At 29.4% G+C, this 16,334-nt stretch carries 14 protein-coding genes; 4 read left to right on the top strand and 10 right to left on the bottom strand.

Going from position 1 to position 16,334, the window contains the following annotated elements; translation table 11 throughout:
* Positions 1–6: 6 nt before the first annotated feature.
* The 4 genes from GUI12_03495 to GUI12_03510 all read right to left on the bottom strand — a co-directional run bounded on the left by GUI12_03495 (position 7) and on the right by GUI12_03510 (position 3,768).
* Entirely contained in the window at positions 7–426 is a 420-nt protein-coding gene (locus GUI12_03495; protein ID UAT43198.1) for a hypothetical protein, read from the bottom strand.
* Positions 427–438: 12 nt separating this feature from the next.
* Positions 439–1,005 (bottom strand): hypothetical protein, encoded by a 567-nt coding sequence (locus GUI12_03500; GenBank protein ID UAT43199.1) that lies wholly within the window; start codon positions 1,003–1,005, stop codon positions 439–441.
* 116 nt (positions 1,006–1,121) lie between these two features.
* Entirely contained in the window at positions 1,122–2,660 is a 1,539-nt protein-coding gene (gene murJ, locus GUI12_03505) for a murein biosynthesis integral membrane protein MurJ (GenBank protein UAT43200.1), read from the bottom strand.
* A gap of 1 nt (position 2,661) precedes the next feature.
* Positions 2,662–3,768: a hypothetical protein gene (locus GUI12_03510; protein UAT43201.1), complete on the bottom strand. Its 1,107-nt coding sequence runs from the start codon at positions 3,766–3,768 to the stop codon at positions 2,662–2,664.
* Between the two features lie 232 nt (positions 3,769–4,000).
* On the opposite strand from GUI12_03510, the gene purE reads away from it, so the two are divergent.
* Entirely contained in the window at positions 4,001–4,507 is a 507-nt protein-coding gene (purE, locus tag GUI12_03515) for a 5-(carboxyamino)imidazole ribonucleotide mutase (GenBank protein ID UAT43202.1), read from the top strand.
* 1 nt (position 4,508) lies between these two features.
* Here the strand turns inward: purE and GUI12_03520 are convergent, their stop codons facing one another.
* The gene (locus GUI12_03520; protein UAT43203.1) at positions 4,509–5,012 is read right to left on the bottom strand and encodes a hypothetical protein; all 504 of its coding nucleotides are present in this window, start codon (positions 5,010–5,012) and stop codon (positions 4,509–4,511) included.
* 83 nt (positions 5,013–5,095) lie between these two features.
* On the opposite strand from GUI12_03520, the gene GUI12_03525 reads away from it, so the two are divergent.
* A complete protein-coding gene (locus GUI12_03525) occupies positions 5,096–5,848 on the top strand; it encodes a hypothetical protein (protein ID UAT43204.1) in 753 nt (250 codons plus the stop codon).
* Positions 5,849–5,852: 4 nt separating this feature from the next.
* On the opposite strand, the gene glyS is transcribed toward GUI12_03525, so the two are convergent.
* Genes glyS through GUI12_03540 form a run of 3 tightly spaced genes read right to left on the bottom strand, consistent with a single transcriptional unit; the run spans position 5,853 to position 10,284 of the window.
* Entirely contained in the window at positions 5,853–7,997 is a 2,145-nt protein-coding gene (gene glyS, locus GUI12_03530) for a glycine--tRNA ligase subunit beta (protein ID UAT43205.1), read from the bottom strand.
* A 9-nt stretch (positions 7,998–8,006) separates the two neighbouring features.
* A complete protein-coding gene (locus GUI12_03535) occupies positions 8,007–8,846 on the bottom strand; it encodes a glycine--tRNA ligase subunit alpha (GenBank protein UAT43206.1) in 840 nt (279 codons plus the stop codon).
* A 46-nt stretch (positions 8,847–8,892) separates the two neighbouring features.
* Positions 8,893–10,284: a nitronate monooxygenase gene (locus GUI12_03540; GenBank protein UAT43207.1), complete on the bottom strand. Its 1,392-nt coding sequence runs from the start codon at positions 10,282–10,284 to the stop codon at positions 8,893–8,895.
* Between the two features lie 257 nt (positions 10,285–10,541).
* On the opposite strand from GUI12_03540, the gene GUI12_03545 reads away from it, so the two are divergent.
* Both GUI12_03545 and gltX read left to right on the top strand, forming a co-directional pair.
* Positions 10,542–11,024 carry a Na+/H+ antiporter subunit E gene (locus tag GUI12_03545; protein UAT43208.1) on the top strand — a complete coding sequence of 161 codons (483 nt, stop codon included), beginning with the start codon at positions 10,542–10,544 and terminating at the stop codon, positions 11,022–11,024.
* Between the two features lie 174 nt (positions 11,025–11,198).
* A complete protein-coding gene (gene gltX, locus GUI12_03550; GenBank protein ID UAT43209.1) occupies positions 11,199–12,542 on the top strand; it encodes a glutamate--tRNA ligase in 1,344 nt (447 codons plus the stop codon).
* A 53-nt stretch (positions 12,543–12,595) separates the two neighbouring features.
* Here gltX and typA read toward each other — a convergent pair whose 3' ends face one another.
* Together typA and dxs are read right to left on the bottom strand one after the other, a co-directional pair.
* A complete protein-coding gene (gene typA / locus GUI12_03555; protein ID UAT43210.1) occupies positions 12,596–14,440 on the bottom strand; it encodes a translational GTPase TypA in 1,845 nt (614 codons plus the stop codon).
* Positions 14,441–14,482: 42 nt separating this feature from the next.
* Positions 14,483–16,330 (bottom strand): 1-deoxy-D-xylulose-5-phosphate synthase, encoded by a 1,848-nt coding sequence (dxs, locus tag GUI12_03560; protein ID UAT43211.1) that lies wholly within the window; start codon positions 16,328–16,330, stop codon positions 14,483–14,485.
* Positions 16,331–16,334 lie beyond the last annotated feature (4 nt).

The following is a 16,334-nucleotide window of genomic DNA, read 5'->3' on the forward strand; positions in this document are numbered from 1 at the left end:
TTAAGATTAATAATCTTGTGATAAAAGTAATGTAGAAAACATTGGTACGATGCACCTAGAATCAGATTTTTGTATAAAACGTCCTATATTATTAACATTAAAATTAATTGTAGTGTATCTAGCAATCTCAGGAGGATGTAAGATTAACAAAAATTTTATTCTATTTGCTAAATCATATATATAATCCAATGAAGGTACACATGTATATATATTAGCATTGATTGCAAATTCTAAATATTTTTTCATCATACTTTCTGCAACCTTCTTATGAGAAATATCTAAATGAATACAGCTTACATTCACTTCTTTAGGAAGATAATTATATATATTTTTTATATCTTCTCTTATATAGCTATCCTCCAATAAAAGATCACGTATAAAATAAAATATCTCTTTGATAGGAGAGGAAAATTCTAACTCATTCATAATAATACAAATTTAAATATAAAAATTATAATCTTTAAAATAACTATAAAAATTTCGTATAAAATTGAAAAAAGACTGATCGTGAGACTTGTTATAAATAAATTCAATATGTTGCATTAATCCTTGTTTGATAGAACTAGGCATAGATTGATTCTCAAATTGACCATAACCAGCGCTATATTTGATAGATATTTCATTTAAATCAAATAAATTAAAAAATTTGACACTTTGATCTATGCAATCAAAAAAGAAATCTATACCTACTACAAGGTTAATTTCTACGCCATCTTTGTAGCCTATAATTGACTGAACATCGCTAACAGGGCCAAAATTTAAATCTACTCTAGAAGGTATTTTCCCTCTAAAATTAGCAATTCTATTTTGTTTTATTAAAGATTTTTCAATGTATAGCTCGGCATAATCTAATGCTATCCATGATATTTCTTGCAGCATGCAATCATATATCGTGATATTATGACTTATTCCTAGATAATCTTTAATAAGAACAAGATTTATAGGATATTCATCTTCGTAAGCAATACGAAAATAAGAGACATTATGTTTAGATTTAGAGATCATATATTTTCTTCCAATTAAATATCAATCAGTTATTTTTTAAAGCAATAAATTAACTGCCATATTTGTAATATTAAAGAATGTGTGATGGAAACAATTTTATAAAAAATTGGAAGAAATTATCTAAACACTACGAAAATAGTGCGATCTATTAAATATAGAGAAACAAAATATACCAACATAACTACCAATATCGCAAACGATAAGAATGTCATCCTGATAGAAAATAATGAATATTGTACTATCATAATAAAATAGTTAATAAAGGGTAAAATGATGGCTATAATACAATTTGCAAAAAATATTTTATTTAAAAACGCAGATGTAGTATCAGATATGCTGTATATATTTTTACGCTTTAAAGCAAAGACCAATAAAAATAAATTTACCCAATTTGCAATTATACTCGCAATTGCGATTCCTTTATAGCTCAAAAAATACATTAATATGCCGTTGAGAATAAGATTAAGCGTAAATGATATAAAAGAAAATTTTGCCGGATTTTTAGTATCTTCAGCAGCAAAAAATGCCGATTGAAAAATTTTATTAAGCACGAATGATGGTAAGGCAAAAACAAATATTTTTAATAAAGTAGCTGTATTACGAGCATCAATCGTATTGAATTCCCCATAATCAAATACAAATAAGCAGTTAATAATTGTTTCGCCTAAAAAATACATTGCTATAGCTGCTGGAAAGCAAAACATACATGCAATAACTATCGCTTTATTAACAATTTCTGAAGCTCTTTGATAATTTTTTTGAGATATTGCTTCTGATAAGTAAGGCAAAATTATATTCGCCAAGGCTATCCCTATAAGAGCTAATGGTAATTGTAATAACCTATCCGCATAGTAGAAATAAGATACAGCACCAACAATACTACTAGCAAAAAGAGTATCTACAACAATATTCATATGATAGATTGTACTACTGAATAAAGATGGTAAAATGCGTCTAAAAAAACTTTTCATTTTTCCATTAAATACCGGTCGACAAAAGCTTACTTTTAGTCCGTACAGTTTGGCTATAATATAGAACCAAAATAATTGTAAGACACCAGCCACTATAACACTGAGTGCTAAACCATAAACGTGATTACAAATATCAAAAGAAATACATAAATAGTCATGAAATATATTTATCCCAAAAACTATCATTGATAAATTCAAAATTATTGGGGCAATGGCCATAGCAAAAAAACATTTTTCTGATTGTAATAATCCGCCAAATACAGAACCAATAGAAACGAAAAATATGTATGGAAACATAATCCGTGATAAAGAGACCAATAAATCATAATCTCCTTTAAAAAAGGGTACCAAAATCTTCAAAAAGAATGGCATTGTGATTTCAAAAAAGATACATAGCAAAATCAGCACTAAAAAAAGAGAAGTAAATATATTATTGCTAAATTGCATAGCTTGTTTTTTACTCTCAGTATTTTTAATTCCAGAGTAAATAGGAACAAAAGTAACACTGAAAGACCCTTCTGCAAATATTGCTCTAAAAATATTTGGTATTCTAAAAGCAATAAAAAATGCATCAGCAAGCGACCCAGCTCCAAAACTATAAGATAAAAGAAGATCTCTTATAAAACCTAAGATCCTTGATATAAAGGTAAAAATTCCAAAAGATAAAAATTTCTTTAAAAACATTTTAAAATTTATGACTTCTTTTTAAAATAAAAGTTGATGGAGATAGCGCATTATTTATAGTAATGTTATTAGATTCAACATAGCTAATAAAATCCTTTTTCTTATCTTCCCATAAAATGGATATAACTAAAGCATCACTTGAAATATATCTTACAGTATAAGGATACTTTGACAACTTATTCAAAATATAATCTCTATCCTCTTTATCAAAAATAATAATATTATAAGGATGGTTACTTTTAGGATAATACTTAATTTCAATTGTATTAATTCCCTTAAATATTTTATTGTTTATATTCTGCACAATGTTATCAAACACCTTGTCAATTTTTTGTGTCTTATTGTTAAAAAAATATTCCAGTGAATATAAATTTTTCCCAGCATCTGTTACAATGCCAACATGTATATTGGAGTCTCGTTTACCCTTTTTAATTAATGCCCTAGCAATGATTATATCATCTGCTCCATAATATCTTTTCAGTAAAAATCTATTAAACAATGTATCGTTGCTATAATCCCATCTAATATTATTAATAGAAAACATATCTTCCATAGGAATGATAATATTACTTTTTTTTAGATTATTCCATGAATTATACCAATCATTATCCCAAAATTGCATTGTCTTTCCTTTTTGCAATAAAGGAATAAGAAGAATCTGTCGAGATGGTAAATATTCTTTTAAAAGATGACTTATAGTTTTTTCTACAGCTATAGCGTCAAATTGGAAATTCATTTTTGCACGGTAAGAATTGCTCGTTATTTTTTCTTCTTTTATATTGTAATAATTGATCAATAAATCTATTTTATTATCACTTATATTATTTAATGCCAAAGATAACTTAGAATAATCACTACTCGTAATTTTCTTTAAGAGCACTTCCAATGCTTGTCTTTTTGCTTCCCGAATAGCTTCTTTTTTTGCCAATATAACATTATTTTTAGATACAGCAATTTCTATATCTTGAATGAGAAATTGATTGTCTTCAAAAAATTCAGCACTTTTAGATAACGATTCACTGCAAAGGAAAAGATTAAAAACTATAATTAACTGAAGTAAAATAAATCTATGTATGAAACGTCCTACAGTATAAAAAAAAAAGAGCACACGAAAATAGATAAATTGCAATATCAATTACTATATCATAGACATTAATTTCCTGTGAATAGCATGGATAAAAAAGATAATATAGATTAATATTATTAAAGGACAAAATTTGATTGTAGAATATTTATAATTCTTATAAAATTAGCTTTTTATTCTTCCAATAGTCCACGTATCAGATATTGTTACTGTAAGTGTTCAGTATTTGATTTATCTATTATTGTTGCATTGTACAATGAAAAATAATTCCAATGATAAAGCATCTGTTGCTGTTATTATGGGCAGTAACTCAGATTACAATGTTATGTCAAAATCTGAAGAGATACTAGAATCTTTTAGCATTAAGTATATAACGCGCATCATTTCAGCGCATAGAACGCCTGATAGGATGTTTGATTTCGCTAAATCTGTTGATGATATCCATGGAGTAAAAATTATAATAGCAGGTGCTGGTGGCGCTGCACACCTTCCTGGAATGGTAGCATCTCTCACGCATATACCTGTTATTGGAGTACCTATTAATAGTAGCATTCTTAATGGTATAGATAGCCTACTTTCCATAGTACAAATGCCCTTTGGTGTTCCCGTAATGACTATGTCTATTGGTGAGGCAGGTGCAAAGAATGCAGCACTTGCAGCATTAAGAATTTTATCTATAGAAAACGAAGAGTTAGAGAAAAAATTAATTGAATATCATAAGAATCAAAATGCACAAGTAGATTTAATTCCAAAAAAATTATAATTTATCTTAATTTTTGCAATATAGTATTTTGCTTACTTTCAAAAAAACGACTGAGTGCTATTGCTGTAGCATCATATTCGTGCAAATTTTTACAATTCAGATTTGATACAAAAGGATTCAACATTTGAGCAACTTGTTCTTTCATTGCATTACCGTTGCCTGCTACAATCTTCTTCACTTGCGTAGGTGTATAATAAAAAACATTAATCTCATGAATTCTTAGCGATAATAAAATGCTACCAACAGCGTGCGCCAATTTTAAAGAAGTATGCTTATTATTATTAACATAAGAAAATTCTATTGCAGCATCTGTAGGTGCAAAATCTTTTATAACACAACCAATTGCATCATGCATAATAAATAAACGCTCTTCTAAACTCTCAGAAGAATTTGTAGTAATAGTTCCAGCATGAATAAATTTACATCCAGAACGATTCCCATAATCATGAATCACAGACCATCCCATATTTAATAGCCCTGGATCTATCCCAATAATATTAATCATAGTTATACTTGAATAAAAAAAAGAAATAGAAGATAGTTATAGATTATCTTAAAATTGTTCTTATTCAATAAATCAAGCACAAAATGGAAATAATTTTAATTGCAATAGCACAAGCAATAACTGAAATGCTTCCTGTATCATCAAATGAACACTTATTAATATTAGGAAATTTTTTAGACATACAAGATGAAGTGATAAAAGCATTAGCAGTTTTTTTACATCTTGGATCTGCTTGTGGTTTATGTATATATTTTAAAAAAGATATATTTCCCTTAAGAATTATTCTATTAGTAAAAATGTCACTCATCATACTTCCTTCTGTTTTATTGATGCTAACGGTATCATTTTTTGATATAAACATCGCAATAATCACAAAATTCACATCCATCAACATGATTATAGGAGCAATAATTTTGATATTAGTGTATAACCTTAATATAAAATCTGTGAAGCATTCTATTAAGCAAATTAATTTAGTAGATTCTCTGATAATTGGATTATTTCAGTTATTTTCAATATTTACTGGATTTTCACGCTTAGGTAGCAATCTTATTGCATGCAAAATACTAAAAATAAATGATAAAACAGCAATTAAATTTTCACTGATATCAGCTATTCCAACAATGATCTCAGCTTTCATGTACAAATCCATAACGACAAACAATCCAGAAGTTTTCACTGATTTATTAAACTTTCAAACGCTTTTAGCTATATTAATAGTAGTATTAATAACAGTCTCTTTAGCAAAGACCTTAATGGAATTTTTGTATAATCATATAATAGGAATATCTGTATACAAGGTTACATTAGCTATCTTAATACTGCTTGTTCTTTAAAAAACTACTCTATTACCTTAATGTCTGATTCAACATATATATTTTTTAACAAATCAAAATTTGCAACAAGATTATATGTATTGATCACTTTATATAAAAAAGATAATCTATTTTTACGAACTTCTTTAATTTCAGAATTAATAACCACATTATCTAAAAAATCTTTTATATCATCAGACATACTAAATAAAACGTCAAAAGATTCCTCTAATTTATCCGCTTTCAGCAGTTTTTTAATACTTTGTAAGCTTTTAGTAACAATGGAATCAATGTGTTGATCTCTTTTTTCTACAAAGAATTTCTTCTGAAGTTTGATAGAAAAATTACCATTACCAGCTATATCCTCAAATATATTAACTACTCTTTTATAGGTTGCTACAATACAGACTCCTTTTTGACATTTAAAGAAATTGTTCATAACATCCAATGCAGAGAAAATCCTATAAGGATTAAGTAAAATGCCGGAAAGAGACTGAATAAAAAGTGGGTGAAAATCCAAAAAATTTACTATTCTATTCTCAAAAAAATCCTTGGATTCTTGAATGATTATATTACGATAATTATTAAAACGAATGGTATTTTTTACATCCGTAATTGCTTTACCTGCTTTAATCACACTGCCCGGATATAGGCTAACAGATTTATTAATAACAATATCTAGAGGAATGTCTATTTCATTTTCAATCACTGTTCGAATAATAGCATTAACCGATCTTTTCAAAGCTAATGGATCTCTGCTGCTAGTTGGTTTTTTCCCAATTATCATCATTCCAACTATGGTGTCAATTCTATCTGATATCGCAAGTGTTATAGCTACAAAATTCTTTGTTACCGGAGAATGATGCTTAATTGGATACATGCATTCGCGTATTGCAGATACTACTTCTTCATTTTCGCCATTAAATTCTGCATAATAAGACCCTATAATACCCTGTAATTCAGGATACTCTTTTCCTACCATTGACATAATGTCAAATTTATATAATTTAGATGCTCTTTCTATATTGACTATAGAAGCATGTGAAACCCAAACTGATATATATTTCGCAAGTGCTTGAACACGTGTTATTTTATCATAAAAACTTCCTAAACCCTCGTGAAATAAGACATTTTTTAAAGAATCAACATAGTAATTCGCATCATGTTTTTTATCACATTCAACAAAAAATAATGCATCTGACATTCTCGCTTCCAAAACTTTCTCATTGCCAGCAATCACATTATCAGATTCTATATTAGAGAAAAATAAAAATTGTGAAGCAATATCACCATTTTTTCCGATCAATGGAATAAATTTTTGCTCTTGTATCATAATATTGAACATCAGTTCTTTTGGCAAAGTACGATGTTCTCCTTTTATATTACCCAATTTTAAGAATGGCTTTTCTAATATAGAAGATATTTGATCAACTATATCACCTGTAGCATCATATATTGATAAATCGCTATTTTTAGATAAAAATTCTTGGATAGCATCAAGCATTAATTTTTTTCTTTCAACATGATCAACAATAACATTATTTTTTCTCATAATTTTTAGATAATTTTTAGCATCATCTAAAAATACTTTTTTATTCTTTTCTATAAATCTGTGAGCAAAAGTATAATTAGAAGATTCTACACCATGAAAATCAAAAGGTACTACATCTTTATCAAACAGAGCCACTATATTACGGATAGGTCTCACCCAAACATAATCTTCCTTTCCCCAACGCATAGATTTTTTCCAATTAATATTTTTGAGCATGCAGTCAATAAAATCTACGAATAAAATTTTAATAGTAGAAATATCGTGAGAAAATTGTAAAACATAACGTTCCTTACCTTTCTCAAGAGATTTTTCTAAATCTTTCTTGGAAAATTTTCTACCATACTTTAAAGTAAATTTTTGCAAAAACTTCTTTATAACAGAATCATCAGCGCTACAATTTGGACCATTGATAGTAACTACAGAGTCAAAATTTTTAACATCTATATCACAGAATAAAATAGCTAATCTTCTATTTGCAACATAAAAATTAGCACTACATTTAATCCCTATATTTTCTAAATTAGAATCTAAATAACGACCTATAAAATCTAAAGCATAGCATTGCATATCAAATGGTATTTCTTCGCTTAAGCATTCAAATAAAAAATTGGACACCATAAAATCAACCTACTCTAAATATAATAAGGCACATTCCTTAACAAGATTTCTTATAAGTAAAATATACTCAGCTCTCTCGGTGACAGATATCAAAGAGCGTGCATCTAATAAATTTAATATATGGCTAATTTTTATACAAAAATCATAAGCCACTAATGGTTTCTTTTTATCTATAAGATCAACAGCAGAATTTTTATAAGTATTAAATAAATTATATAACATATCTGCAGGATAATAATTCATGCTGATTTCAGAAAATTGCTTCTCATAATCAGAAAAAATATCTCCATATTTAGTACCTTGGGAATCAAAGATAATATCAAAAACACTATCTACATTCTGCAAATTCATTAATATTCTTTCTAATCCATACGCCAATTCACCAGATACAAGAAAACAATCTACGCCTCCTATTTGTTGCATATATGTAAATTGAGTAATCTCCATTCCATCACACCATACTTCCCATCCTAAACCCCAAGCACCAATACTAGGGTTATCCCAATTGTCTTCTATAAATCTAATATCATATTTATTAACATCAAAGCCAATAACATCTAAACTCTTTAGATATAAATCTTGTAAATCATCAGGAGAAGGCTTCATTAATACCTGATATTGATGATGCTGATATAAACGATTTTTAACGATTCCACCCCTGCCATCACACGGTCTTATAACTGGTTGTATATAGGATATATTGGTCTTTTCTTTAGACAAAGCTCCAAAAAAAGTCGCTGGATGCATTGTAGCTGCTCCAAGTTCTGAACTATAAGGATTCAAAATACTACAGCCGTTATCAGACCAGTACTTATTTAAACGACCGACAACTTCTTGAAAAGAATACATCGCAGATATGTCAAAAATTTAAATCTAATAAATTACTAAGCAAAGATCAATTACCTTGCATCATTGTATCAACTAATTCTTTTATAGTAGGAATATTTCCATCATCATATAGGTTATCATCAGCAAATCTATATGCACTATGTCCAGAAAACATCAATTGATTTTCAACATCTTTGCCATCAGCAATATCTTGTAATGTTTTCTGTATACAAAAACTTCTAGGATCAGGTTTTTCTCCTGTAGTATAATCACCACTATCTTTCCAATTACTAAATTTACAGTGACTCAAGCATCCCATGCAATCACGTTGATCCTTCAAAATATTTTCATACTCATCATTCTTAACAAAGATCACCGTATTATTAGGAGTTTTCATAATCATACCATACCCCTCGGCTTGCCACTTTTTAGCATCGTTCCAATGTTCATGTTTGATGAAAATAGAACGACCTCTAGAGCTATATATGAACTCTGAGTCAAAATCTTCTCTTTTAGTAGAACTATAAGGAATTTGCCTGTCGGCTCTCTCATATAAATTATCCAAAAATTTATTCTTAACAGCAGAAGAATAAAAACCCGTTGGACTAAATTTATGCAGTGCAACATCCCCTTTTTTAATAGTTAAGAGTTTTTTTTTCCACTCATCAGATATTGGGCTTTCCTTTGTCAAAAGCGGCCTAGTTCCAACCTGAAAAACAATTGGTTTTAGATCTTCTTTGACATCAAGCCATTCTCGCAAATACCAAACTCCCCCAGCAATTATTATAGGAACATCATGCAAACCTACGCTGTTCATAAATTTTCGTATTTCTAATGCTCTAACTTTAGGATTTTCAGGTTTATTAGGGTCTTCACTATTACTTATTCCATTATGACCAGCGGCAACCCAAGGGTCTTCATACACAACCCCTCCAAGAAATTTACTTAATTTACTATAAGAACGTATCCACAGAATTTTAAAAGCTCTCATAGAGGAAACTATAGGATAATAGTAAACTCCAAAATGATTTGCAATTTCTGCCAATTTAAAAGGCATTCCTGCTCCAGCAGTGACACCATTAATATAGCCTTTTGCTTTCTCCAATATAGCAATCAACTGTTTCTGCATACCCCCTTGTTCCCAAAGCATATTCATATGAATAGCTCCATGGCCTTTAGATATACTTTTAGCTATTCTAGCATGAACAACAGCAGAATCTATAGAATATTCAATCAATTCATGATGTCTTTCTATTCTATTTTTCCCTTTATAAACTAAGGGAATATAATCTCCATTATCATCAATCTTTTTAGCATTGACACCAGAAAATGTACCAACTGCACCAGCTGCAGCAAAAGCACCACAAGTAAATCCATCACTTATTGCAATACCCTTACCGCCTTCAATTATGGGTAAAACAAATTTACCTGAAACTCTTACTTTATCAAAAATAGACAAGACAAAATATCCCAACGCTAGACTAATGGGGATATTGTCTCATAGTTATAAAAAAAGTCAAACAACTGATAATAAATCTGAAAGTCTAATTCTTATTTTTAGGATAATAGTAAAAAATAATTCTATAATTAGTAGAATTTAACTTATTTTTAAAATAAAAAAATTTGCTGTATATTGTAAATTACGATCTTTACAGATTGACAAAATTATAATAATCAACATATAAATTTAAAATATCAATATTTGATAAATAATATATGCTGAAAACGATCTTATTCTCTTGGATGGTATGGCTGATAATATCAGGAATAAAAATGGATATATATCTGTTTTTAGGTGTTATATCAGTGGCTATAACGTGTACTATAGCTACAAAATTAAAATTGTTAAAACAACATCAATTATTAGCTAAAAAATTAAATGCTATGCTAGCATATAAAAAAAATCAAATAAACTACATACCTTGGTTGATATGGCAAAATATTATTTCTTCATTTTTTTTTCTGAAATTAGCGTGGTCTAAAAAGATAAATATCGAAGGTAAAATTATTGAGTTACCAATAACAAAATTGTCTACTTTAACAGAACAAGAAAAGACCGCTTTTACTAATTCTGTTACATTCACACCTGGAACATGTACTGTATTCATAAAAGAAAATAGTATATTCATACATACAATAACAGATGAAATGGCTGAGGGAATTTATGATATTTTACAAAAAATAAGAACTCTAAATTAATGACAGATAATGATCATCACACTCAGCCATAATTTTTATATTATTTAGCTGAATTGATAATATGAAATACTTATAAAATGCTTTATCATTAAGCTCTATATAGGATGTGTCAAATAAAATTAACATTATTCTATTGGGTATTTAACAAGCTTTTTAATCCCATCTAATTTAAGCATGAAAAATATAATAAGTAGATTTGCTCCAAGTCCAACAGGTTTTTTACACATAGGAAACTTTAGAATTGCGCTAATAAATTTTTTAAGAACTAAAAGTGAAAATGGTAAATTTATACTACGTATAGATGATACAGATACCACAAGATCTACTGAAGAATTTGTGAAAGCAATACAAAATGATCTAAAAATAACCGGCATCCAATGGGATATTATATTTAGACAAAAAGATAGAAAACAACAATATGATTTAATCTTAAAAGAATTAATAGATCAAAATTTAATATACGAATGCTTTGAAACTCCTGAAGAATTAGAATTAAAAAGAAAATCTATGTTGGCAAGAAAAATGCCTCCAATATATGACCGCCAATCTTTGAAATTAACTCAAGCAGAAAAAGATGATTTGATTAAATCTGGAAGAAAAGCTCACTATAGATTGAAATTAGATAACCAAGAAATTACTTGGATTGATGAATGCCACGGGAGAATATCTGTTAATATTAACAATTTAAGTGACCCAATTATATTGAGATCGAACGGTGAATATACTTATTTATTCCCCTCTACAATTGATGATATAGATTATAATATAACTCATATAGTGCGCGGCAATGACCATATTACAAATACTGCAATACAGATATATATAATGAAATTATTGAACTCTTCAATCCCCTCTTTTGCGCACCTTCCGCTAATTAAAATATGTGGCAGTGATAGCAAAATATCAAAAAGATCAGGAGGTTTTGAAATAAGAAAGATACTAGAAAAAATCGACCCTATAGTGCTGATGAGTTATCTATCCACTGTTGGAACATCCCGTCCAATTAAGTTATACAATTCTATCTCAGAATTAATGAAAAATTTTAATATTGCTGATTTTTCTAAAGCAGATTCAACCATTGATATAAAAACAATAGAATCTTTAAATCTTGCATTTATAAAATCTTGCAACCTAGAATACGCTAGAGAAAAAGTAAGTCATATTCAATTTGACGAATTATTTTGGAATACAATAAAAAATAATATATCTTCTTTTGAAGAAATAGAAAAATGGCACAATATAATATATAAAAGTATCGATATCAGCGTTGATCAGATGGCAATAAATACAAAAATAATTAATGTTGCAATAAAATATTTACCAGAAAAATTTGATAATGATAACTATAAAAATTGGATAGAAAAAATATCCAAGGATTTGGGGATTAAAAAAATAACAATCTTGACATCTTTAAGAATGGCAATCACATGTGAGAAAAAAGGTCCTGAATTATCAAAATTAGTAGATATCATCGGAAAAAAGAATGTTGCTCTAAGGCTACAAAAAGCATCAGAATAAAACAATTAACTCATATATGTTAATATACTATAACAACATTTTTAACTCTTTATTTATCCTTTCTTATTTCTTGCAGCTCTTTTTCTATCGTTAGCATTTAAATATTTCTTTCTTATGCGAAGATTATTTGGAGTAACTTCAACTAATTCATCATCATCAATAAAAGATATCATAGCTTCCATAGTCATTTCCTTGGGAGGCACTAATTTAATTGTTTCATCAGTTCCAGAGGCACGCATATTAGTCAATTGTTTACCCTTTATGACATTAACTTCAAGATCATTACTTCTGTTATGAATACCAACTACCATACCTTCATAGACTTCATCTTGGGGTTTAACGAGCATAATCCCTCGGTCTTGAAGATTAGCTATTGCATAAGCTACAACTTTTCCGTTTACCATAGAAACAAGAGTACCATTAGACCTATTGACAATACCACCTTTATATGGCGCATATGAATGATACATATGAGTTATAATCCCTTCACCTCTAGTATCTGTCATAAATTCTGCTTGATACCCAATTAAAGATCTAGCAGGTATTAAATATTCAATACGTACTCTACCTACACCAAATTCTTGCATTTTCTGCATTTCACCTTTCCGAGCATTAAGTTTTTCCATAACAACTCCAGAAAATTCTGAGGGAAGATCTAATATTAGCTCTTCTATAGGCTCTAATTTTGCTCCTTTATCACTATAGCGAAAAACAACAGCAGGACGAGATACGCATAATTCAAAACCTTCACGTCTCATATTTTCTATCAATATGCTTAATTGTAATTCTCCTCGGCCTTTTACCTCAAATACACCATCTTCTTTAGGTTCTATAATAATAGCAATATTATTCTCAGCTTCCTGCGATAATCTATCTTTTATCATATTAGCAGTAAGACGATTACCATCACGCCCAGCTAAAGGAGAATCATTAACGCTAACAGTGATTGACATTGTAGGAGGATCTACTGGATTAGCTGGCACAGGAGTTAAATCAGTGCTTGTTGCATCCACGACAGTATCAGCAACTGAAGCATTAACCATTCCAGCAATAGCAACAATATCTCCCTTAACTACTTCATCAACTACTATTCGCTCCAAACCAGAAAAAGTATATAATTTAGTTAATCTTGCATTTTCAATGACTTGATTTTGCAAATTTACAACCTTCACATCTGAATTTAATCTTGCTTTACCTTGAGAAATTTTACCTATTAACATTCTTCCTAAGAATTTATCAGGCTCAAGAAGCGTTACAAGCATCTTAAATGGTTCATTATTGTTATCAACGCACATCTCCTTTTCGGAATATTCGACAATAGTATCAAACAATGGTTGCAAATCTTTTTTCTCATCGTTAAGATCACGCACACACCATCCATCTCTTCCTACAGCATATAAAGTCGGAAAAAATAATTGCTCTTCTGTAACTTCTAAACTTAAAAATAGGTCTTCAATTTCCGATAAAACTTCGCCTGGACGAGCTCCAATTTTGTCCATTTTATTTAATACTACTATAGGTCTTAAACCTGCTTTCAGTGCTTTTGTTAAGACAAACCTAGTTTGAGGCATTACACCTTCTGCACTATCAATCAATAAAACAACAGAACTAGCCATAGACATTATGCGCTCAACTTCTGCTCCAAAATCGGCGTGACCAGGAGTATCAATAATATTGATTTTATAATTCATATAAGGGATGCTGGTACACTTAGCGTAGATAGTTATCCCTCTTTCCATTTCTAAAGGATCACTATCCATGGCTCTAACAGATAATTTTTTTAATTTATCATCAGGTAAAGCAAATTTTAACATTTCATCTATTAAAGTTGTTTTACCGTGATCTACGTGTGCAATAACTGCAACGTTTATAATACCTTCAAAAACATCTACTGACATATAGCAATATCTAAAGAAAATCAAAAACCCAGCAAATTATTTTTATTTAGCTCTGACTATTTCTAGCAACTTCAACAAAATACCTTCCTCATCCATGCCAATGCTTCTATAAGCATCATTAATAGAACCATGGGAAATAAATCTGTCTGGAAAACACATCGAGTGTATATCTTTACCTGCCAGATTATTTTCTAATATCAATTTATAGATATGAGAAGTAAACCCAGCGTACACACCCTCTTCTACTATCGCTATTTTATCAATTCTCTTAATAAATTTCAATATCAAGTCCGCATCTATAGGCTTAGCAAAACGAACATTTATAATTGATACAGAAATTTTATATCTATCAAACAGAATATCACAGATATTTTCTATAATGGATAATTTATCTCCAATCGACAAAATAAGCAGATCATTCCCAATTTTTCGCACTACCTGAGCTTTACCTATCTCAAAAGGAATGATATCACAGTCTCTTATATCATCTATTACCGAATTTTTAGGAAAACGAACAACTGAAGGAGCATTATCTATTACATGAGCAGTCTTTATCATACAACGCAATTCATAAGCGCTGCTTGGGCACATAACAATAAAATTTGGAAGATTGATAAAATACATTATATCATAACAACCATTGTGCGTTTCTCCATCTCCTCCTACTAAACCTGCCCGATCAATAATAAATCTTACAGGCGAAGACTGTATTGCAACATCATGTATTATTTGATCATAAGCACGTTGCATAAAGGTGGAGTAAATACAACAAAAAGGTTTTAAACCATATAAAGCCATTGATGCAGAAAATGTAACAGCATGTTGTTCTGCTATACCAACATCAAATAATCTATCTGTAAACATAAATTTGCTAAGACCGGTCCCAGAAGGCATAGCAGCAGTAATAGCAACTACTGTTTCATCAATTGCAGCAATTTTATTTAATTGATTAACAAAAATATTAGAATAGCTATTTTTTAAATTATTACTTGATAATTCTTTTTTAGATGGAGCAACTGCATGATAACACTCTTTGTTGTTAGCAGGATCATCTAACCCCTTACCTTTTTCAGTAACAACATGCACAACTATGGGACAATTAAAAGCTTGTTGATTCTTTAAAAACAAAAATAGCTCCGTTAGAATCAAAAGATCATGACCATCAAATATTCCTATATAGAGCGCACCATAAATTTCAAAAATATTTTTCTTATCAGATTGAGCACTTTTATTTAAAATATCAAAAAAATAATCATGTTTTTCTTTTTCATCTAGACAATTTAAATTATCAAAGCAATTTTCATTTGTCTCTCTTAAAAAAGCTAAATGCTCATTAAAAGATCCTATGCTTTCAGCTATAGACATCTTATTATCATTTATAACAATAATCATTTTTTCTTTCACAAAATGAAGATTGTTAAAACTCTCAAAAGATAAACCCGCACTAAGTGCGCCGTCTCCTATAACAGCAATTACATCATAATTCTTTTTCAAGATTTTTTTTGACTGCATTATCCCAATTGCAGCCGACAAAGCAGTAGAACTATGACCAGCACCAAAGACATCATAAATACTTTCACTAATCTTTGTAAACCCAGATATCCCGCTATAACTCCTGATAGTTTCCAAAAGCTTCATTCTTCCAGTAAGGCATTTATGAGGATATGTTTGATGACCTGTATCCCAGATGATTTTATCGATAGGAGCATTAAAAACATAATGCAAAGCAATTGTCAGTTCAACAACTCCCAGGCCACTTCCCAAGTGCCCTCCAACTCTTGTTATAGTATCAATTAAAAAACGTCTAACGTAGTCATTATAATCTACAAGATTATCTTTCGACAAAGTCTTTAAATCTTGTGGATCACTTATAAGGCTAAAATCATTCACTTAT

The sequence above is a fragment of the Anaplasmataceae bacterium AB001_6 genome (genome assembly GCA_020002265.1).
Classification (GTDB): Bacteria; Pseudomonadota; Alphaproteobacteria; order Rickettsiales; family Anaplasmataceae; genus AB001-6.

What these genes read in the sequence shown, in the direction of transcription:
- GUI12_03535 (UAT43206.1), bottom strand. Translation starts at nt 8,846, where the DNA reads ATGTATTCTTTTCAAGAAGTTGTCGGTCGTTTAAATAAGTACTGGTCT.
- glyS (UAT43205.1), bottom strand. Translation starts at nt 7,997, where the DNA reads ATGGTGTCCAATTTTTTATTTGAATGCTTAAGCGAAGAAATACCATTT.
- GUI12_03520 (UAT43203.1), bottom strand. Translation starts at nt 5,012, where the DNA reads ATGATTAATATTATTGGGATAGATCCAGGGCTATTAAATATGGGATGG.
- purE (UAT43202.1), top strand. Translation starts at nt 4,001, where the DNA reads ATGAAAAATAATTCCAATGATAAAGCATCTGTTGCTGTTATTATGGGC.
- murJ (UAT43200.1), bottom strand. Translation starts at nt 2,660, where the DNA reads ATGTTTTTAAAGAAATTTTTATCTTTTGGAATTTTTACCTTTATATCA.
- gltX (UAT43209.1), top strand. Translation starts at nt 11,199, where the DNA reads ATGAAAAATATAATAAGTAGATTTGCTCCAAGTCCAACAGGTTTTTTA.
- GUI12_03545 (UAT43208.1), top strand. Translation starts at nt 10,542, where the DNA reads ATGCTGAAAACGATCTTATTCTCTTGGATGGTATGGCTGATAATATCA.
- GUI12_03495 (UAT43198.1), bottom strand. Translation starts at nt 426, where the DNA reads ATGAATGAGTTAGAATTTTCCTCTCCTATCAAAGAGATATTTTATTTT.
- GUI12_03525 (UAT43204.1), top strand. Translation starts at nt 5,096, where the DNA reads ATGGAAATAATTTTAATTGCAATAGCACAAGCAATAACTGAAATGCTT.
- typA (UAT43210.1), bottom strand. Translation starts at nt 14,440, where the DNA reads ATGTCAGTAGATGTTTTTGAAGGTATTATAAACGTTGCAGTTATTGCA.
- GUI12_03500 (UAT43199.1), bottom strand. Translation starts at nt 1,005, where the DNA reads ATGATCTCTAAATCTAAACATAATGTCTCTTATTTTCGTATTGCTTAC.